Here is a 19855-nt window from a genome sequence, read left to right as displayed (position 1 = left end):
TACACAGGACTGCTTTTGAAAAAAGTCATGGGAAATCAGAAAATATCAGCAGAAGAAAATTTTTCGAAATTTCACTATACCTTAAATTTGCTCACAGCCTCACCAAGAGACTCGATACTCTGGGTATTTTTATGGGTCATATCGTTGACGGCATTGATTGAATTGTTAATTGACTCAATACCGATTGACATTTCATCCATGCTGGCCGTAATTTCTTCGGTGAGACGCATAAGATTATCCATTTTCACATTTGCTTCCTTAGTGGCATCTTCCATTGCATCGCTGGAACCCTTTACGCTCGCCGTTACATCCTGAATCTGCTTGATTGCCTCAAGAATCTGCTCGCCACCTTCGGACTGCTCGTGCATTGCATTCATAATCGTGAGTTCCTGCCGGGCAACAGCCTGAGTCAGCTCATATATTTCGTTGAACTGATTCTGCAGCTGCTCAGAAGAATCTGTGACTTCCTTGACGCTTGCAAGAACAACTTTGAGGTTGTTTGTAATGTTTTTTCCCTGCTTGTTTGAATCTTCCGCAAGTTTACGAATTTCATCGGCAACAACGGAGAAACCTTTGCCGCTTTCACCGGCATGAGCCGCCTCAATCGCTGCGTTCATAGCAAGCATGTTTGTCTGACTCGCAATTGCCTGAATGATTTTACTTGCTTCAAGAAGGGTTCCCGACTGTTCCTGAATCTTTTTGATTGCCTCAACCGAGTTGTTTATACTAACCCTACCCGATTCAGAAGAATTTTCAAGAGATTTGATTGTAATGCCGTTCTTCTCAAGGATTCCTGTTACGGAACGGATATTAGCAACCATTTCTTCGATTGCAGAAGAAGACTCTACAACGCTTGAACTCTGACTCTGAATGTTAGATACAAGCTCACTTACGCTGCTGTTGATTGAACCGAGAGATTCCTGGGCTTCATGAACATTACGCCCCTGCTGCTGAACCTGCTTGTTTACGGAATCGATATTCGCAGTTATCTCGTTGGCACTTGCGGCCGTATCATTCATACTGTCTCCGAGAGCAGACCCCTGCTCCGTAAGATTTCCCGCAGCCTCTTTGACCTGCGCAATGGAATTCTGAATCTTTTCAATGGTAAGATTGAAGAATTTGTACATTTTTCCAAGCTCATTGTCGGTCTTAACCTCCATGCGGACAGTCAAATCACCGTCTCCCTGCGCGATATTCTGCATTGCAGAGACACCTTTGTTCATTTCTTTGACAACGCCCTGAATAATCAGGAAGAGAACAAAAAGAATTACAAGAGCGGTGAGGACAAAGGCAACCGTCGAAATGAAGAAAACAGCCTTTGCTGCCGCCGTGATTTCTGATTCTTTCGCATTAAGACCAAGGAACCAGACTTCTTTTGCATCTTCAACTTTAAATGGCTGATAATATTTGTAGACACTCTCGTCTTTTTCTTTAACAGTCATGCCAAAAGGCTGGAGAGAAGATTTGCTGGACTGAAATAGAGGGCCCGTCGAAGAATCAGTATAAGCAGCAAGATTCTGACCTTCGTTCTCCGTGTCATAATCAACCGCAAGAAGCCCCGAATCGGAAATGAGCGAGAGATAGCCGGAATCATAGACTTTGACCTGCTTAAGAAGTGAAGAAAGAGTGTCAAGTGACATATCAAGACCAATTACACCGATTGGTTTACCATTCTTAGAGTGAATCGGAAATGCGACTCCACAAACCCAGATTGTTTTGCCGCCAATTTCGTAGGGATTCGGGTCAATTAGAATTCCTGTAGGACTTTTAAGCGGATTTACATACCAAAAGCCATTTTCGTAATCAGTGAGAGGTGTACATTCAATCGTAGAGCCAACTTTTGTCCAATAAGGAATGAAACGACCTGTGGAATCGTGATTTTCAGTGTTCGCATACTGAGAATCAAGGCCGTCCAATGCGTTCGGCTCGTAAACTACCCAGGTATCAACAAAATTTTCGTTGGCGATTAGAGCCTGTTTTAAAATAGCGTTCACAAAATCACGCCGCTGGGCAGGAGGAACATTTTCTACCTGCTCGACGACAGTTTTGAGCGCGCTGCAAGTGGCATATTCATGTGCAATAATCGACTTCGTTGTTTCGGAATAGTAAGAAGCCATTTCATGAAGATAATTGTCGGAAATATTGCGGAACCGGCTGGAAACATTGCTCAAAATGAATACAGAGCAAAGTGCAAGGAGCACAAGCAGGAAAAGGCCGATTGTAAGTACAAGCTGAGTGCGAATACTTTTGAAACCGCCACTGGCTTTGGTCTTTTGTGTCATAGAAACTCCTGTAAAAACTCAGCGTTAGTGGCGTTGCATGGAAGCAACGAAAATGCAAGTTTTCGCCAGCGGAGAAAACTTGCCCGCCCTGCCAAGTTTTGCTATGGGGATTATATGACTATTTTAACCTATTTTTAAGAAAAAAGCTAGTTTTATTTAAAGTTATTTTTAATTTTTATACAATAACGCCTTTTGTGCTTGGAACTTCACCGTTACGCCGAGGGTCAATTTCAACCGCACTTCGGATTGCACGGGCAGCCGCCTTGAACAAGCCCTCCATTTTGTGATGATCGCTGCGGCCCCGCAAAGTGTCGAGATGCAGGTTGCATTTTGTCGCCTGAACAAAGCCGTTCCAGAAATCGTCAAAGCAATCTGTCTGGAAAGTGCCCTGCTTTCCGTCCTGTACGCTCACGAGAGGAATATTTGAAAGTTCTGCATTGCAGACAAGGAAGGGACGCCCGCCAAAATCAACTGCCGCACGGAGCAAACTTTCGTCCATGGGGTAGAGGAAAGAGCCGCTTCGGTAAATACCGGCGCAGTCGCCGAGGGCTTTTGCAAAGCACATGCCCAAAACGATACCGGTATCTTCTATTGTATGGTGCTGGTCTACGTTCAAATCGCCCTTGATTGAGCCGGACAAATCAAAAAGTCCGTGCTTACAGAAAGAGCGAAGCAAGTGGTCAAAGAACCCAATCGGATTCTCCACGCTGCACTTTCCTGTACCATCAAGATTAAGAGTAAGCGAAATCTGAGTCTCGCCAGTAATTCGTTCGATTGTAGCAGTTCGCATTATTAAATTCCTCACAGAGAGCACAGAGGGCACAGAGTGCTTTAAGTTTAGGTAAGTTCCTTGCGCCAGTCCCGCCGCCTGTTCAATATGCATTTTTTATTTTCCTCACAGAGGGCACAGAGGGCACAGAGTGCTTTAAGTTTAGGTAAGTTCCTTGCGCCAGTCCCGCCGCCTGCTATTTTAAGTATCCGTTTTTGACTCTTTTAATTCCGTTTTTCAACAAAACTTCATTAAAATTTATCAGTAAGCCACACGGTTTCTTCGCCAATTTTAGACATGTACCAAGTTGTTTTTGATACAAGTCTGTTAGTTTTGATGCTGATTTCAGTTCCAGAACGATTTGATTTTCTACAAGCAAGTCAATTCTTAGAGCTTCATCAGCAACTTTCTTGCCATGAAAAATAACTTCAACAGGCACTTCTGAATCAACATGCAGCCCTTCTTCCTCAAGAGCAATTTTTAAGCATCGCTGATAAACCTTTTCCAAAAGGCCAGGACCAAGTTCTTTATGAACTTTTATCGCAACACCAATGATTTTTTCTGTTAATTCATTAAGTTCTGTTTCTGTCAAACATCTCTCCTACACAAAAATTCTCTCTGTGGCCTCCAAAGCTCTGTGAGGAATTTTTTTATCTCACAACCTTACGCAGCGCGTATTCCAGGATGTCCGTTGCACCGAGTGCCTGCAATTTTGGAAGCAGGGTTGGAACTTCGCTCTTTTTGACAGCGATTTTTACTGCGTAGCCGTCGTCACCGAAGAGCGGGCTGACAGTCGGGCTTTTCATTGATGGAAGAGCCTTGATAAGGCCGTCGAACTTGTCCTTTGCAACGTTCATTTCAAGCATTACGCGACCACGAGCGTTCAAAACTGACTCGAAGAGCATTTTAAGCTCCATGATTTTCTGCTTTTTCTCCGGGTCTTTGAGTGCTTCTTTGGAAGCGTACATTCTTGTTGAAGAAGTCATGAGCGTATCGACGATTTTGAGGTTGTTTGCACGCAAGCTTGAGCCTGTCGAAGTGTTGTCAATCAAAATCTGTGCGAGAGAATCCTCGTTGTCCTGAACGAAGCCTTCGCTTGTACCCCAAGTTCGGAAAATTTTTCCGTCAATCTTTTTTTCTTCGACCCATTTTTTGCTGAGGGTCTGATATTCTGTTGCGATTGTAACCGGCTTTTTGATGAGAGCGTCGAAATCAACTGTGTTCGGAACAGCCGCTACGATTCGAACCGGGTCAAATCCCAAGTCCATGATTTCTTCGACTTCATACTGAACGCCGTTTTCATAAACCCAGTCCTTTCCTGAGAATCCGACATCGGCTTTGTTTGAGGCCAAAAGTGCGCTTGCAATCTGAGGTTTAACGACCTGAAAAGCCAAGTCGTCCTGATTAGTGCTTGGGAAGTAAGTTCGTTCTGCAAGTTTGAGGGAAATGCCAACATCGCTCAAAAGTTCATAGACTGATTCGTAAATTCTGCCTTTTGCTAATAATACTCTGAGTTTTTCCATAATATATTCCTTTTTGATTAGATTTTAAGATTATACTAAATTCCATAAGAATAAAAAAGATGATATAATGGTTTCAAGGAGCAATTTATGACAAAAGAACAGGAAGCTACCGTAAAGGAAGCACTTGATATGTTCCGCCCGCAGCTTCAGGCCGACGGCGGCGATATGGAATTCGTTTCAATCGACGAGCAGAACCGCGTTCACTTGCGCCTCACAGGAGCATGTGGCAGCTGCCCGATGGCACTTATGACCCTCAAAATGGGCGTAGAGCGTTACCTCAAAGACGCATGCCCGGAAGTTTCTGAGGTCGTTCAGGAACAGTAAGGAAGTAACGCCGTTAACGCGGTATTTTTATAGGAGGCTCATAATGGTTTACGAATACATTAATTTTCCAGACGGCACGGAAGTCGTACATACTCAGATTCTAAACGAAGATAAAAATCCTACCGTTGAAGTCCATTTTGAGCGTCCTACATCTAATGGTTTCGATTCAGCAAGATGCGAATTGCCAAATTATAAATGGCTTTTTAACGAAGGCTATTCTGATGAAGAAATTTCCTTTTTTAATGAATTCTTGCATCATAACGCACACTTGATTTTTAGATACGCTGCAACAGGTGGTCTTCAAATTGCCTAAATTATTTTCGATTCATGGGTATGGAATCTATTTTTGGTCTCAAGAAAACAATGAACCTATCCATGTTCATGTAGGAAAAGGTTTTCCATCGAAAAACGATACAAAACTTTGGCTTACAGCTGACGGTGGTTGTATCATTGCGAATAATAACGGGAAAATTCCAACGCACGATTTAAATGAAATCATGCAGATTGTGTCCGCTCAGTTTTTCTTAATTTGTGCAAAATGGAAAGAACATTTTAAAGTTGATACAATCGAATTCTATTGTTAATGACTAATCCCTTCCTTCCAGTTTCAAAACAAGACCTTCTCGACCGCGGCATAGACGAAGTTGATTTCGTTTTTGTGTCAGGTGACGCTTATGTTGACCATGCTTCTTTTGCCTCGGCTCTGCTTGGGCGGCTTCTCGAAGCAAACGGCTACTCTGTGGCGATTCTGCCTCAGCCGGACTGGAAGAATGTCGAAGAATTCCGCAAATTTGGCAGGCCAAAGCTCGGTTTTTTGGTCAGCGCGGGAGCCATGGACAGCATGGTTTCAAATTACACCGCAAACAACAAGCCCCGGAGCGAAGATGTTTATGCTCACGGCGGAGTCGCGGGCCACAGGCCTGACAGGGCTTTAATCACTTACATTTCAAAAATCCGTGAAGCCTACAAGGGCGTGAATATCCTTATCGGCGGAATTGAGGCAAGCTTGCGCCGCACGAGCCACTACGATTACTGGTCAAACACCGTGCGCCGTTCGATTCTCCTTGATTCAAAGGCTGATTTGCTCATGTACGGCATGGGCGAGCACTCAATCCTTGAAATCGCGGCCAAACTCCGCCAGGGAATCCCAGCCAAAGCCATTCGCGGTGTGCGTGGAACAGTCTGGTACACGAGCAAGGCCGAAGAACTGCCAGAACACGTGAACTGGAACGAGCGCAATCCCAAAAACGCCGCAATCATGCTCCCTTCTTATGCCGAAATCTCCAAAAACACGCCGGAATGCAAGAGGCTTTTTGCCGAAAGCTATCTCGTTCAGGAGCAGAACACCGATGCGATTAACGGACATCTTCTGATTGAGCCGGTTGATGCCCGCTTTATTGTGCAGGAGCCGGCAGCCCTCCCCCTCACCACACAAGAATTCGATGCGATTTACGAGCTTCCTTTTACCCGGAAGTGGCATCCCATGTACGACTCTCCTGCCGAAAACGGAAAGGCAGGCATTCCCGCGCTCTCCGAAGTTCAGTTCAGTCTCGTAAGCTCACGCGGATGTTTTGGAGCCTGCTCATTCTGTGCGATTACATTTCATCAGGGCAGGCGCATTCAGGCACGGAGCCACGAAAGCCTCATAAAAGAAGCCAAAGTAATTACCGAAAACCCGGATTTCAAGGGCTATATCCACGACGTTGGAGGCCCCACCGCAAATTTCCGCCACGACGCCTGCCGCTTCCAGAAAGAACGGGGTGCCTGCCCCAACAAAGACTGCATGGGAACAAACCCGTGCAAGAACGTGAACGTCGATCACACGGAATATGTGGAGCTTCTGCGAAAACTGCGCGCGCTTCCGAAAGTCAAAAAAGTCTTTATCCGCTCTGGAATCCGATTTGACTACCTGATGATGGACAAGGACAAAACATTCTTCAAGGAACTGGTGGAGCATCACATTTCAGGCCAGCTCAAAGTCGCGCCTGAGCATGTTTCAAACAAACTTCTCCGCCTCATGCGAAAGAGCAGCCATGAGCTTTACGAAAAATTTGCCGAAGAATACGCAGAATGGAACAAAAAACTCGGCAAAAAACAATATCTCGTGCCCTACTACATCTGCTCGCACCCGGGAGCAGGCCTTGCCGAAGCAATTGAAGTCGCACTTTATCTCAAAAAGACAGGCTTCGTCCCAGACCAGGTTCAGGATTTCTACCCTACTCCAGGAAGCCTTTCAACCTGCATGTACTGGACAGGCCTCAACCCGCGCAACCGCCTCGAAAATGGTGAATTTGAAGAAGTCTACGTAGCCCGTGGAGCACACGAACGCCGCTTACAGCGCGCGCTCCTGCAATTCAACCGCCGCGAAAACTGGCCTCTGGTAAAGGAAGCCCTGGAAAAAGCCGGAAGAAGAGATTTGATTAAGGTTTTGATGAAGTAAAAAAGTGAAAGGAACAAAAAATTCCGCGCCCGCTATGGAGTGGTGGCAAAGCCAGTGCCGGTTGCAATGCATGAGGCACCGAGCGTTAGTGAGCCACGGAACAGCGGCAGCAAGAAGATTGCGCCAAAAAATCTTAATTCTTAATCACGCTGTGCAGCCATTTACCGCTTTTTACACGGATTGCACCACACAGTGTTTTCAGAATCTGTTCGGTCTCAAAGCAGAGCATAATTGTCCACGCTGGACTTTGCCACATAAAGGTTGCCAGGCAGGCAAGCGGGATTGCAATCAGCCACATCCAGCCGTTGTCTATCAGAGAGGCAAAGATTGTGTCGCCGCCAGCACGGCAAATTCCTACGATAATCAGCATGTTAAAGGCTCGGCTCGGATACATGCACATGAGGACAATCATCATTGACTGAGAAATTGCGATAATATGTGGCTCTACATTGAAAATGAATGGCAAAAGTCTTGAAAGCGGGAACAAAAGAAGCCCGATAATCGCGCCCATGAGCGGCATGAACCAGCAGAATCGGTGCGCGTAGGCCCTTGCACCTTCTTCGTCCTTTGCGCCGATTTTTTTTCCGAGAATGATTGATGCCGCGCTTCCCATTCCGATGAAAAAGACCCAGGTGAGCTGGTTCACGGTGTTCATGATGCTGAAGGCTGCAAAAGAATCTGTGCCTGAGTGCGAGAAAATTGAATTCTGTGTGGTGATTCCCAGCCCCCATAAAGATTCGGAAAGCAAAACCGGGATTCCGACTTTGACAAGTTTGAGCAAAAACGCCCGGTCGAAGCCCAAAAGTTCGTGGATTTTGCCCATTGCCTCGTATTTTTTAACGCTCGCAACCACAATCGTGATTATCATTTCTATTGCGCGGGAAATTACCGTTGCCAGAGCCGCGCCTCGAACGCCCATCCGCGGGATTGAAAGCGGAGCAAAGCCGAAAATCAAAAGATAATTGAGGGAAATATTCGTCATAAAAGAAACTGCGGTCGTTACCATGGGCAGGATGACCCGCTCAGTGCTTCTGAATGTCATCTGGCACGAAAAACAAATCGCGAATAATGGATAACAGAGCGAAACAAGTCTGAGATATTGGACGCCCTCGTTTATTACGGCCTCGTCGTTTGTGTAAAGACGGAGTATCTTCTCTGGAATCATAGACCCGCCTGCCAGAAAAATCAGCGAAAAGCCGAAACAAAGCGTAAGCATGATGCCAAAAGTCTTTCGGATTCCCTTAAAATCCTGTGCTCCCCAGAACTGCGAGATAAAAATTGCACAGCCCGAAGAAACGCCGAATGTGACCATGTTGAGCAGGAAGAAAATCTGATTTCCAAGACCGACGCTCGCAATCGCCACCGAACCAAGCCGCCCGACCATGACGGTATCAATCATGTTCACGAAAGTCTGCAAAAGATTCTGCAAGATTATCGGAATCGCAATAGAGAAAAGTGTTTTGTAAAAACCGCCAAGAAGCTGCTTATTTGTCATGATTTTTAAATTCCTCACAGAGTTAAAGAGGGCACAGAGAGTCTGTTGTATAAGAAATTTAATACCTCAATCAAGTTAGCAGTGAAAACAAGATTGAGGTATAAAGTTTTGTTTTGCAAAAAATCTCTCTGTGGACTCTGTGCCCTCTGTGAGAAATCCTAGTTACGGAATGAGTGGATTGGTGCCGGAATACGGCCGCCTCGGTTGATGAAGTCTGCGCAGCTGAACTTGCTTACTGGCATTACAGGACAGCCGCCAAGCAATCCGCCGAACTCAATCCATTCGCCGGCTTTTTTGCCAGGTGCTGGAATCAGGCGGACTGCGGTTGTCTTGTTGTTGACCATACCGATTGCAAATTCGTCTGCCATGATGCCGGAGATTGTTGTTGCAGGTGTGTCGCCTGGGATTGCAATCATGTCTAAGCCGACAGAGCAGACTGTTGTCATTGCCTCAAGCTTTTCGAGGCAGATTGAGCCCTGTTTGACTGCGTTAATCATGCCCTCGTCTTCTGAAACAGGAATGAATGCGCCAGAAAGCCCTCCGACGCTTGTTGAAGCCATTACGCCGCCTTTTTTGACCATATCGGTGAGCATTGCGAGTGCCGCCGTAGTGCCCGGGCAGCCGGCTCCTTCAAGACCGATTTCTTCGAGGATGCGGGCAACTGAGTCGCCTACAGCCGGAGTTGGGGCAAGTGAAAGATCAAGGATACCGAAGTTGACGCCCAGGCGGTTTGCGGCCTCTGTTCCTACGAGCTGACCCAAGCGGGTGATTTTGAAAGCCATCTTTTTGATGCCTTCTGCAAGCTCGTTAATCGGGCGGCCTTTGTATTCGCGGGCTGCGGCAAGGATTACGCCAGGGCCGGAAACGCCGACGTTGATTACGCTGTCAGCTTCTCCTGGTCCGTGGAATGCGCCTGCCATGAAAGGATTGTCTTCGGGGGCGTTACAGAACACGACGAGCTTTGAGCAGCCGTTTACTGCACAGTGAGCGCTTGCTTCGGAAGTTTTTTTGATGGTTTCGCCCATGAGTTTTACGGCGTCCATGTTGATTCCAGATTTTGTTGAGCCTACGTTTACGCTTGAGCAGACGAAATCAGTTGTTGCAAGTGCTTCCGGGATTGAATCAATCAAAATACGGTCAGCAGGAGTGATTCCTTTTTGAACCAGAGCCGAGAATCCGCCGATAAAGTTGATTCCAAGCTCGTGGGCACATTTGTCCAGAGTTTTGCAGTATTCGACATAAGACTTTGCCTCGCTGGCACCTGCTACAAGCGCAATCGGCGTGACGGAAATTCGTTTGTTGATGATAGGAACACCAAGCTCTTTTTCAATATCCTGACCGACTTTGACAAGATTGCCGGCCTTTTTCATGATTTTGTCGTAAATCCGTTGATTCGCTTTTTTTGAATCAGAATCGGCACAATCCAAAAGGGAAATACCCATTGTGATACAGCGCACATCAAGTTTGTGGCGCAAAAACATATTTACAGTTTCTTGAATTTCATTAGGTGAAAAGAGCATGGTTTCCTCCGTGGTGCTTACATCTTAATATAAAACTAAAAATTGTGCCACACGGTTGTTATAGAAAGCAAATTGCAAATAGAAGTCGGTTTTTTCCTTGACGGTAACTCACCCAACCTTTAATATAATAATGACTTAATTCAAAACGCACAGAGGTAACTTATGGCTACAAATACACTTACAACAAAACAAACATCAAAATTCGATTCCCTTCCAATCGCAGTTCAAATGCTCATCGGAATCGCAATTCTTCTTCTCATCGCTGTTGTCGGTTTCGCAGTATTCGTTGCTTTTGATTTGCTTCTCCTTGACTTTGACCCAATCGGCAAGCTCGCAGGCCTCATTTTCGGAAAATAAATTTTTCAATGTGGATATTCTGTCATTAAACATGATAAAATATCCACATGAAGTATTTTTCTCTCATCTTTTTACTCTGTCTTTCTTTAATCATTTCTTGTAAAAATCCATCCCCGTCAAATATAAAAACTGAAGAACAAAATCCACCGGCAGTATCAGCTTCACCAGTACAAAATTCAGAAAGCGCGCTCAAATATTGCAATTTAAGCGAATGGTTTTTCGACAGATTGAGCAATGTACAAAAAGCTTTGGACAGTCCGGTGCTTCCGATTGGCTCGATTGTGACCGTAAAAGAAGAAACTGAAATCTACATCACGCCTAACATCCGCTTTGACAAATGCGAGCGAAAGCTGCAAAAAGGAGAACTTCTTTACATCCAGAATATTGATTGCAGAAATGATTTTGCTGAAAATTCCTACGATGATTTCCACCTGATAAAAGTTCTTGCTTCCGACGGACTTGAAGGCTGGGTAGTCGCAGTAAATCTTTACCTCATCGAAAACACTCATGCAAAACAGTCTTTTGAGAAAATTTCCTGCACAGCAAAAGAAAAGCTTCTTGATTCAGATATGGAAATCTTCGGGAATGAATCACATCCTGATGAAGAAGCATATTTCAAGGCGAATTACCGAAAAACACCAGGCTTTGAATGTAAGTCTTTTGCAATTCTCCCTGAGAAAGATTTGGCTTTGTGCGCCATCAACTGCGCAGAACCTAGCTTCTCCGGCCTTTATTTTTACAGGCTTTCAACAATGGAGCTTTTAAAAATCGAAGCAACTCCTATTTTTTACGACTTGCTTTTATGTCCTGATGAGAAGATTTCGGTAAATGCGGACAGAACAAAAATCGGTTTCTGGGCGGAAGACAGATTTAATAAAAATTTTTATGTTTTCAGCGCGGATTTTTCGGATGTTGAATCCTTGGCGGGAAAATCTTCGTTCTATGAAAATACAGCCGAAGACGAGAAAGGAAAAGCTAAACTCCAAAAAGCAGAGGCAATCAGCAAGGCAAAGGATTATCTGTATAAAGGAAGATTTGAGGGCTTCTGCTACAAAATGGAAGGCGCAACTTTAGAATTTGGAGCGGACGACTTTTACACGGTAAAATTTGAATATGAAAATGAAAGTTCTGTTGCGATCGGAACTTATTATATTGAGTATGACTCGGAGTATTGCAGGGTAAAGCTTTCTCCTATTCTTGCTTTTTCTAATTATTGGGAGAGGCCATATCCTTTTTCGCTCAAAGCTTTTTACACCGCACCTAAACCCAGCATGAAAATTCTTCCAGAAAAAAAATCTTTTGATTATACTGGCGGACTTGTCGAACCTGAGACAAACATAATTTTGTTTATGGATGTGACTCACGAAAATCCCGGCGGAGAATTTGAGTTTGACGGAGTAAATTTCTTAAAATACCCGATTAACGGATATAATTTCAAATTTTTCAGAATTGACAGAAATATGACGCTGAAAAATGGTCCTTCCTTAGATGCAAAAGATATTACGGTTCCGTATTTTAATTCCAAATACGAGTATTATGAAGATTGTCCTTACAAACGACACGGATTTCCTTATAGCGAATATTTGTTTGGCCCGAAAACCGGCGAAATCACCGAGCTTAAAGAAGATTCATCTGTTTTTGCAATCGCAGAAACAAAGGAACAGGACACCATCGACGGAATCACAGCTCCATGGATTCTGTGCGCAGGCTTTTCGGCTTATGAACCGGATGTTTACCAAGCACTTTCAGAATTATTCTGGGTGTTTTCAGGATTCTGCACCGATCAAAGTGATAAATAAAGAACCGCGAACTTTTCCTAAAAAATCGTTTTTCCCCTAAAACAAGGTCTGCGAGGCGTATTTTTTCTGGATTTCTGCCTCAACATAGCACTTCTGGCACAGACATTTGTATTTTGTATCACCGACAACAATGCTGCTGGTCTTTTTGAAATCGGCGAATGAATAATTTGCAAACTCACTTCCGCAATTCATGCAAACCGCATTAAGTTTTTTAATCTTGTCGCAGTACGGAAGGATTTTAACAGTCTCCTCAAACAGCCCACACTCCGACGAAGCCAAAAGTCCGCCAAAGAACACATCGAAATCAGTCTGAAAACAAAGCTTGTGAATCCCCGGAATCATAAAATATTCATCAACGAAAACCGAATTATATTCCTCTTTTAAAATTTTATTCAAATCTTCATCAGCAAAAGAGGAACAGTAAATAATATTGAGCTGCCAGATGTATTTTTCTGTAAGTTTTTCAAGATCAACACTTTCTGAATGTGTAAAATATCCCCGGTCATCCCTGTCAGGCCTGATTAAAAGCACTTTTTTGTGCGCAAATAAAAGTCTCTCCAACCGCTGGAACAGTGCCGTTGATTTGCCGGAATACATAGGGCCGCATATCAATGTTTTCATAAGTCAAATTATATCGTTTTCCCAAAATTCCGTAAACCGAGGGAATTTTGGCGATTCTAGTATTTCTCGGTCAAAAATGCTAAAATCTTCTTCATAATGGACTTTTCAAATATTTTCGTACTAATTTTTATCTGTGGCACGCTTTTCAGTTTTTTCCTTGACATGATTCTCGAACGAATCGATTTTTCTTTCCGCAAAAAGCATGGGCGTGAACTTCCAGAAATTTTAACTGGCTATGTTGATTCCAACACACTCGAAAAAACATGCCGCTATGAAGATGCAAAATACAATCTTTGGATTCCCAGCAACATTCTGGAGCTTTTACTTTCATACTACCTTGTTTTCTGCGGATTTTATCCTGCCCTTTTCGAGAAAATCTGGAGCTGGACGGACAATTCTTTCTTCGCGGCAGTGCTTTTCATGATTCTCGGAGGAATTCCGGGCGCACTTCTTTCAATCCCCTTCTCGCTTTACTCAGAATTCGGCATCGAAAAGCACTTCGGATTCAGCAACATGAGTTTCGGAATGTGGATTTCCGACCTTCTCAAAGGATTTATCATCAACCTCGTGATTATGACACCTCTTCTGCTCGCAATGATCGGGCTTTTCAAATATGCCTCTGACTGGTGGTGGATTCTTCTCGGCTGCATTTACCTTGCGTTCAGCATCGGAATCTCAATCATCTATCCGATTTTCATTGCTCCGATTTTCAACAAATTCACGCCGCTTGAAGACGGAGAGCTTAAAACTCGTCTCGAAGAACTTCTCAAAAAATGCGGATTCAAGGCAAGCGGTCTCTTCGTAATGGATGCCTCACGCCGCTCAGGACATTCAAACGCATATTTCACAGGTTTCGGCAAGTCTAAAAGAGTCGTTCTTTATGATACGCTGATTGAACAGCTCACGGTTGACGAAATCGAAGCCGTTCTTGGCCATGAACTTGGACACTACAAGCACCATCACATCCTCAAAAGAATGATTTTTATGATTCCTGGAGTTTTTGTAGCCCTCTTCATCGCAAGCATGTTGATTAAGCTTCCTTCGCTTTACTCAGGATTTGGATTTGTAAGCGTGGAAGTCGTTCCGTATCAGATGATGTTTATCGGCGTATTTTTGCTGAGTCTTGTCTTCGGCGAGCTTGGAACAATTTTCAGCCCGATTGTCAATTTTTTCAGCCGCCACGATGAATTTCAGGCGGATGCTTTCGCAAAAAAAATATGCGGCACAGGCGAACCGCTTTGCACCGCACTAATCAAGCTTAATAAAGAAAACCTGAGCGAAATTCAGGTACCAAAGATTTACAGCGTGTTCAACTACAACCATCCGCCGCTTTTGGAACGCATTTCTGCCCTTCGTTAATGCGCGGCAGTTGATTTGAATCGATTTTTATGATAAATTAGTTTTATTGGTCAGGCGCCAGCAAATCCTTTCTTCAAAACCGAGTCAGGGCGGAAGCAGCAGCTCTATGATGTAAAGGATTGTGCATGGTCTCCCTGACCTTTTTTATTGCCCGAAATTCATCCGCGCAAAAGCCCCAAAGGCAAGCCTTATCTAACCCGCTTGTCCAAGAATTTAACTTTTTCCTGCCGGAAATTGCTGTCAGTCTCACGGTCAAAAAAGTCGATGCTCGTATCCTCTTCAAGCTGATAAATATTGTAAGCGTAATCTTCAAGGGAACTTGTGCGCTCATAATCAGCAGGAACCCGGTTCGGGATGCGGTAGCACTTGTAATGAGCCTTTCCGCCTTCAAAGTAAAGAGCGATTCTATAAAAATATGACGGTATCGCAATTCTGTTGTTCATCGTATATTTTATTTTCAAAGTATCTTTGTCAAATATTGGGCCTGCATACACATAAACCGTATCGTATTCTTTTGCCAATTCCTCAAAAGACTCCGTGATTCGTTCCCAGATTGAATCTTTAAGCTGTTTGTTCATGAAAAGCAAGTTTGATGTGTAAAAAGATGCATTCTGAGACTCAACATCGTTCACTGCATGAGATTTCGGGAAAAGCTGAACCGGCTCAAGCCTTAAACCTGCAATATCTTTTGCTGTGATTCTGTAGCTTTTTACGCGTGAATCAGCTTTCCACTCACCGGTTATCAAAGCTCCGCCTATAAACATTTCTGGCTTAAGCCTGTGCATTTCCCAAATAGGGATTCCATAATTGCCTGCATAGCAGACCATAAAAGCATTGTTCTCAACCACATAAGCATCTTTCGCAGCAGGCATCGGAACAGGGAACGTAATTCCCTGAGCATAAAGTGGCGTTACCATAAGCAACAATAACAGAAACTTTTTGATTTTCATTTTTCTTCCTTCTCTTAATATACCTTATGGATTTTACATCGATATCAAGAATTTTTCTATTAAAAAAACATCGGAATTATAACTTTTTAACAAATTTTGGATTTTTCGGGAAATTTTGCCTTATTTTGAACGGCTTTTCGCCTGTCGGCGCGCTCACTTCGGTTCGAATCTCTTTGTAAATTTCTTAGGATTTTGGTTTAAAATAAAAAAAGCCCATCCACTGACGAGCTATATTCGTGAGACTGACACGATTCGCCGCTATGGTCACCAACATCGTGTTGGTTCCCGCCGCGGCGCCTTCGTTCGCTGACGCCGCCCTCCATGGCGGCTTTTCGCCTGTCGGCGCGCTCACTCCGGTTCGAATCTCTTTGAAATTTCTTGGGATTTTGGTTTAAAATAAAAAAAGCCCATCCACTGATGAGCTTATTCTTTGAGACTGACACGATTCGAACGTGCGACCTCCACCTCCGCAGGGTGGCGCTCTAATCCAACTGAGCTACAATCTCATAACAAGACTTGGAAGAGTGCTTGTTCTTTACGGAGGCGACAGGAGTTGAACCTGCCCAGCCCGATAAGGAACTGACGGATTAGCAATCCGTTGTATTACCGCTCTACCACACCTCCAGGCTGCAATTAAAAAAAAAGCGGAGCGAGAGGGATTTGAACCCCCGATACCTTGCGGTATGCCGGTTTTCAAGACCGGTGCATTCAGCCTCTCTGCCATCGCTCCATTTAATTAATGCTTAAATAATATACCCCAATGACGCGGTTTGTGTCAAGCGGATTTAAATAAAATCTCTAAAGTTTTCACGAATTTTCTGATTCTTTTTCAAAAATTTGTAGCCGTTCTTGCCGCTTTCCTTAACCTTGTACAAGGCCGCATCCGCACTGGCAAAAAGTTCCTCATAAGTGGCTCCGTTTTCCGGATAAAAAGCAATTCCTACGCTGGCACTGACGCTGATGACCGTGTTCTCATCAAAATAATCTTCGCGGAGGAAAGTGCACAAATTCTGAGCCTTTTCGGTAATAATGCCGCTGATTGCCTCGTCAGAAAGGTTTTTGCTGAAACGCAGAAGGATGCAGAATTCATCGCCACCAAAACGACTGATAAAATCCTTTTCTGAGAAGATGAGCGAGAGTTTTTTGGCCGCGTCAACGATTGCCATATCACCGACAAGATGACCGAGCGTATCATTGACCTTCTTGAAATTGTCCAAATCAATGATGAAAAGCGCGCATTTCTGATTGGCACCAGCCGTCTCAAGCAAATTCCTTGAACGCTGTTCCATAGCACTCTTGTTCAGAAGCCCCGTAAGCTTGTCCCGTTCGGCGATTGATTTTAATTCCTGCTCGTGCAAAACCTGAGAGTTGACATTCGTGATTGTGCCGATGAATTTCTTGCCAGTTCCGTCCTCTTTGTCGAGCAGATTTCCTGAAATCCGAAGCCAGATATATTCCCCAGAGCCAAAAGTTTTGTATCGGAATTCGCCCGTAAATTCCGGGAGCGAATTTTCGGCAGTTCTTCTCAATTCAACCATGACCTTTTTGTCATCATTATGAATTCGCTTGTAATATTCAGCACGGATGAATTCAACTGCAAAAACCCTTTGGTCAGTTCCGAGGATAAACTGTGTGTCGCCGGAGAATGTGACCTGATGCTTTGGCAAATCATACTCAAAAATCAAAGTCTGAGCCTGTGCGCTTGCGATTGTAAGCCTTTCGTTGTCCTTTTCGATTGAAGAAGTCTTTTTGAAAAGCCAGTAAAGAACCAAAATAAAGATTGCTATTACAAACGCAATGATTCCAAGAAGAACATAAACAAGGAAGCCGATTTCCGACTGCTGCTGAACGATGTAAGAGTATGGAATTACTGAAATAATGTACCAGTTGTTGATTCCAAGCGGAGAATATGCGAAAAGTTTTGTGAAATCTTTGGCATTGAAAGTCATGAAGTCCGAGCGATTCTTAAGGATGTCAGAACGCATCTTGCTGCTGACATAATCACTGTCCGACTTAGCGTAATTCTTGACCAAATCATAAACATTGACATTGTACAGGTTGCGGTTTTTGTCACGGTTGCAGAGAATGACATTTCCGTCCGCAGAAATTATGTACATGTAACTTTCGCCCGAGAAAAGCGAGACCGTAAAAAGATTTTTAAGCACATTATATGAAAGCGTTCCGACTATCGCCGCCTCAACCTGCCCGTTCCGCTTAATCGGATAAGTAAGCGTAAGAATCGGCTCCAGGTTTTCATCGACCTCGATTTTGCTTGAAATTTGAGGCTTGCCAGTCTTCAGCGTATCAAAGAAAAACGGCTTGTTGTAAATATTAGGAAGGTTTTTGCCCTCAAAGCTCGTACATGCGCCATGCCTGTTTGCTATCGCAATTTTCTTAAAATCACCGATTCCCTTTGTTTTTACGATGGTCTTTTTTAACTCCTCCTCATTTTTTAAATCAACACCGTCAAAATATCTTGCCTGTGCCTCAAGCATGTTCTGCTGGTCAAGGAATTTAGTCTGCAAAGTCTGGGCGTACATGTCCTGAATTTCAGAAATATTCTGCAAGGAAGACTTTGAGATAAGGCTCAGGGTTTTTAAACGGAATACAAAAAGCGAAGCCGTCACAAAAGCTACAAGAAAAAAGACAAGAATTGCAATTTTGGTGTTTCTCGGAGTAAGTTTAATTCTCATATCTTGAATTTTACAACCAAAAATGAATTTATACAAAGAATTTCTTTAAATAAATTTTAAGTTGGCATATAATTTAATTTGTTATGAAAAAGATTTTGAAAAGATTCTTCTTTTTTAGTTTTGTTTTATTCTCAGCATTTTTTGCTTTTTCATGCAAAGAAAAGCAGCAGGCACGCACCGTAAGAATTGCGATTCAGCCGTCCGCGGCATTCATTCCGCTTTACATCGCACGATATTCAAAACAGATTGAAAACGCACTTGCGCCAAAAAATGTCACTGTCGTATGGCAGGATTTTGAGTCCGGCCCGCCAATGAACGAATCCCTCACGGCCGACCTCACGGATATTGGCGTAATCGGCGATGTTCCGACCGTCCGTGCGCTTGCAGGAGCCACAAAAATGCGGCTTGTCGGAATCCCTGCCAGCGGTCCAAACGCCTATGCCCTTCTCGCCCGTGCCGACAATTCCAATTTTAATTCATACAAGGATTTAAAAGGCAAAAAAATTGCCACGGTCTTTGGCTCCACCGGCCACAATTTCGTCACCAAGCTCCTCGAAAAAGCAGGCCTCAGTTTCGAGGACATTGATTTCGTAAACATCCAGGCTTCAAACGCCGAACTAGCCCTCACATCCTCAATAGCAGATGCGGTCGCAATATGGGAACCTAACATAACAAGGCTTCTGGACAAGGGCGTTGCAAAAATAGTTGCACAGGGAGACGAAACAAATCTCCGCGGAACAAACGGCTTTGTCGTGCGCGATGAATTCCTTGCCGACAACGGCGATGTCATCTCCGAAATTTTGAATCAATATGCGATTGCCGTCCAGAAAATCCCAACCCTTGAACCAGAAATGCTCGAAAAACTTTCAGAAGCACTCAACATCAACGAAGAGCAGATAAAATCAATCGTCAAGAAATACGATTTTTCGGTCTCCGTCACGGAAAAAGACATTTTTACGCTTCAGGACACAATCAGTTTTCTGGCAAGCATAAACAACCTGCAGAGTGAGTACCGGGTCGCAACTTATGTTGACAACAGCTACTTTAAGAAATAACAAAGACTAGAATTTTTCTCATTAGTTGCATATTATAAATCTATGGATAAAAACAAACTTTTTCTTGGATTTATGACGGCAGCTTTGGGCTTGTTTCTGCTCATTTCTCCAGATACATTCATCTCGTTTTTTGTCATTTTACTCGGTCTTGCGGCCATTATTGACGGCATTTTCATCCTTACGGCAACCAGAGACCTGATTATCGATCCTCAGTACAAGCTGATTGTCACGGTGCGCGGCGTTCTCAGCGTTGTTGTCGGCGTGCTCTCAGTCGTGCTTCCCATTGCAGTCGCAGCCGTCGTTTGGAAGGCAATGGCTTACACACTCGCAATTTACCTGATTGTTTCATGCGGAATGCAAATCTATACAATCACAAAACTTCACCGCAACGGAATCATGATTCGCCAGTCAATGATAGAAGTCGCTTCATCCCTGGTTCTTGCACTCGTGCTTTTCATCATTCCGGCCCAAACAGCAGGTCATTTCATCGTCCGTCTGTTCGGACTCATTCTTCTGGCAATTGGAATCGGCCTTGTCTTAATCCAGTGGAAGAGCCGCCCGGAAGTAGTCGTGCCGGATTCTGTCGAAACAGTGGAAGAAGAGAAAGAATCTGAAAACTGAAAACGGAAAGTGGAAAACGAAATGGGGTAAGTCTCCCCCTCGCTTCA

General features: G+C 44.0%; 18 protein-coding genes, 3 tRNA genes and 1 other RNA gene. 10 read left to right on the top strand and 12 right to left on the bottom strand.

Going from position 1 to position 19855, the window contains the following annotated elements; translation table 11 throughout:
* Window positions 1-74: 74 nt before the first annotated feature.
* The 4 genes from IJJ71_RS14535 to hisG form a co-directional block, all read right to left on the bottom strand.
* The gene (locus tag IJJ71_RS14535; protein ID WP_296848035.1) at window positions 75-2282 is read right to left on the bottom strand and encodes a methyl-accepting chemotaxis protein; all 2208 of its coding nucleotides are present in this window, start codon (window positions 2280-2282) and stop codon (window positions 75-77) included.
* Window positions 2283-2457: 175 nt separating this feature from the next.
* A complete protein-coding gene (locus IJJ71_RS14530) occupies window positions 2458-3075 on the bottom strand; it encodes an imidazoleglycerol-phosphate dehydratase (protein WP_296848097.1) in 618 nt (205 codons plus the stop codon).
* 172 nt (window positions 3076-3247) lie between these two features.
* A complete protein-coding gene (locus IJJ71_RS14525) occupies window positions 3248-3643 on the bottom strand; it encodes a GxxExxY protein (protein WP_296848034.1) in 396 nt (131 codons plus the stop codon).
* A gap of 58 nt (window positions 3644-3701) precedes the next feature.
* On the bottom strand, window positions 3702-4574 hold the full coding sequence (gene hisG / locus IJJ71_RS14520; RefSeq protein WP_296848033.1) for an ATP phosphoribosyltransferase: 873 nt from the start codon (window positions 4572-4574) through the stop codon (window positions 3702-3704).
* An 87-nt stretch (window positions 4575-4661) separates the two neighbouring features.
* On the opposite strand from hisG, the gene IJJ71_RS14515 reads away from it, so the two are divergent.
* From IJJ71_RS14515 to IJJ71_RS14500, 4 genes are read left to right on the top strand one after another with little or no spacing between them, the layout of a single operon-like run.
* Window positions 4662-4898: a NifU family protein gene (locus IJJ71_RS14515; RefSeq protein WP_296848032.1), complete on the top strand. Its 237-nt coding sequence runs from the start codon at window positions 4662-4664 to the stop codon at window positions 4896-4898.
* A 43-nt stretch (window positions 4899-4941) separates the two neighbouring features.
* Entirely contained in the window at window positions 4942-5211 is a 270-nt protein-coding gene (locus IJJ71_RS14510) for a hypothetical protein (RefSeq protein WP_296848030.1), read from the top strand.
* Window positions 5204-5482, top strand: a complete 279-nt coding sequence (locus tag IJJ71_RS14505; RefSeq protein WP_296848029.1) for a DUF4160 domain-containing protein — start codon at window positions 5204-5206, stop codon at window positions 5480-5482. Before IJJ71_RS14510 ends, IJJ71_RS14505 begins: the two co-directional genes overlap by 8 nt.
* Window positions 5482-7338, top strand: a complete 1857-nt coding sequence (locus tag IJJ71_RS14500) for a YgiQ family radical SAM protein (RefSeq protein ID WP_296848028.1) — start codon at window positions 5482-5484, stop codon at window positions 7336-7338. Before IJJ71_RS14505 ends, IJJ71_RS14500 begins: the two co-directional genes overlap by 1 nt.
* A gap of 133 nt (window positions 7339-7471) precedes the next feature.
* On the opposite strand, the gene IJJ71_RS14495 is transcribed toward IJJ71_RS14500, so the two are convergent.
* Together IJJ71_RS14495 and IJJ71_RS14490 are read right to left on the bottom strand one after the other, a co-directional pair.
* Window positions 7472-8833 carry an MATE family efflux transporter gene (locus IJJ71_RS14495; protein ID WP_296848027.1) on the bottom strand — a complete coding sequence of 454 codons (1362 nt, stop codon included), beginning with the start codon at window positions 8831-8833 and terminating at the stop codon, window positions 7472-7474.
* A gap of 158 nt (window positions 8834-8991) precedes the next feature.
* Complete coding sequence (locus IJJ71_RS14490; protein ID WP_296848026.1) at window positions 8992-10353, bottom strand: PFL family protein; 1362 nt, start codon at window positions 10351-10353, stop codon at window positions 8992-8994.
* A 162-nt stretch (window positions 10354-10515) separates the two neighbouring features.
* On the opposite strand from IJJ71_RS14490, the gene IJJ71_RS14485 reads away from it, so the two are divergent.
* Both IJJ71_RS14485 and IJJ71_RS14480 read left to right on the top strand, forming a co-directional pair.
* A complete protein-coding gene (locus IJJ71_RS14485) occupies window positions 10516-10710 on the top strand; it encodes a hypothetical protein (RefSeq protein ID WP_296848025.1) in 195 nt (64 codons plus the stop codon).
* A gap of 47 nt (window positions 10711-10757) precedes the next feature.
* Window positions 10758-12509, top strand: coding sequence for a hypothetical protein (locus tag IJJ71_RS14480; RefSeq protein ID WP_296848024.1), 1752 nt, complete (start codon window positions 10758-10760; stop codon window positions 12507-12509).
* Between the two features lie 36 nt (window positions 12510-12545).
* Here the strand turns inward: IJJ71_RS14480 and IJJ71_RS14475 are convergent, their stop codons facing one another.
* Window positions 12546-13130 (bottom strand): thymidine kinase, encoded by a 585-nt coding sequence (locus IJJ71_RS14475; protein ID WP_296848022.1) that lies wholly within the window; start codon window positions 13128-13130, stop codon window positions 12546-12548.
* Between the two features lie 96 nt (window positions 13131-13226).
* On the opposite strand from IJJ71_RS14475, the gene IJJ71_RS14470 reads away from it, so the two are divergent.
* Complete coding sequence (locus IJJ71_RS14470) at window positions 13227-14489, top strand: M48 family metallopeptidase (RefSeq protein WP_296848020.1); 1263 nt, start codon at window positions 13227-13229, stop codon at window positions 14487-14489.
* A gap of 48 nt (window positions 14490-14537) precedes the next feature.
* Window positions 14538-14632: signal recognition particle sRNA small type (gene ffs, locus IJJ71_RS14465), an RNA gene on the top strand.
* A 45-nt stretch (window positions 14633-14677) separates the two neighbouring features.
* Here ffs and IJJ71_RS14460 read toward each other — a convergent pair.
* The 5 genes from IJJ71_RS14460 to IJJ71_RS14440 form a co-directional block, all read right to left on the bottom strand.
* Window positions 14678-15439 carry a DNA/RNA non-specific endonuclease gene (locus IJJ71_RS14460; protein WP_296848019.1) on the bottom strand — a complete coding sequence of 254 codons (762 nt, stop codon included), beginning with the start codon at window positions 15437-15439 and terminating at the stop codon, window positions 14678-14680.
* Window positions 15440-15870: 431 nt separating this feature from the next.
* Window positions 15871-15945 (bottom strand) — tRNA-Arg (locus IJJ71_RS14455).
* Between the two features lie 32 nt (window positions 15946-15977).
* A tRNA-Ser gene (locus IJJ71_RS14450) sits at window positions 15978-16063 on the bottom strand.
* A 21-nt stretch (window positions 16064-16084) separates the two neighbouring features.
* Window positions 16085-16169 (bottom strand) — tRNA-Ser (locus IJJ71_RS14445).
* 55 nt (window positions 16170-16224) lie between these two features.
* Complete coding sequence (locus tag IJJ71_RS14440; RefSeq protein ID WP_296848018.1) at window positions 16225-18132, bottom strand: diguanylate cyclase; 1908 nt, start codon at window positions 18130-18132, stop codon at window positions 16225-16227.
* 83 nt (window positions 18133-18215) lie between these two features.
* On the opposite strand from IJJ71_RS14440, the gene IJJ71_RS14435 reads away from it, so the two are divergent.
* Both IJJ71_RS14435 and IJJ71_RS14430 read left to right on the top strand, forming a co-directional pair.
* Window positions 18216-19187 (top strand): ABC transporter substrate-binding protein, encoded by a 972-nt coding sequence (locus tag IJJ71_RS14435; protein WP_296848017.1) that lies wholly within the window; start codon window positions 18216-18218, stop codon window positions 19185-19187.
* A 42-nt stretch (window positions 19188-19229) separates the two neighbouring features.
* Window positions 19230-19808 (top strand): DUF308 domain-containing protein, encoded by a 579-nt coding sequence (locus tag IJJ71_RS14430; protein ID WP_296848016.1) that lies wholly within the window; start codon window positions 19230-19232, stop codon window positions 19806-19808.
* The last annotated feature ends 47 nt before the right edge of the window (window positions 19809-19855 follow it).

Origin of the sequence: Treponema sp., from assembly GCF_017430385.1 — a bacterium.
GTDB lineage: Bacteria > Spirochaetota > Spirochaetia > Treponematales > Treponemataceae > Treponema_D.
This window is presented reverse-complemented; position numbering and strand designations above follow the sequence as displayed.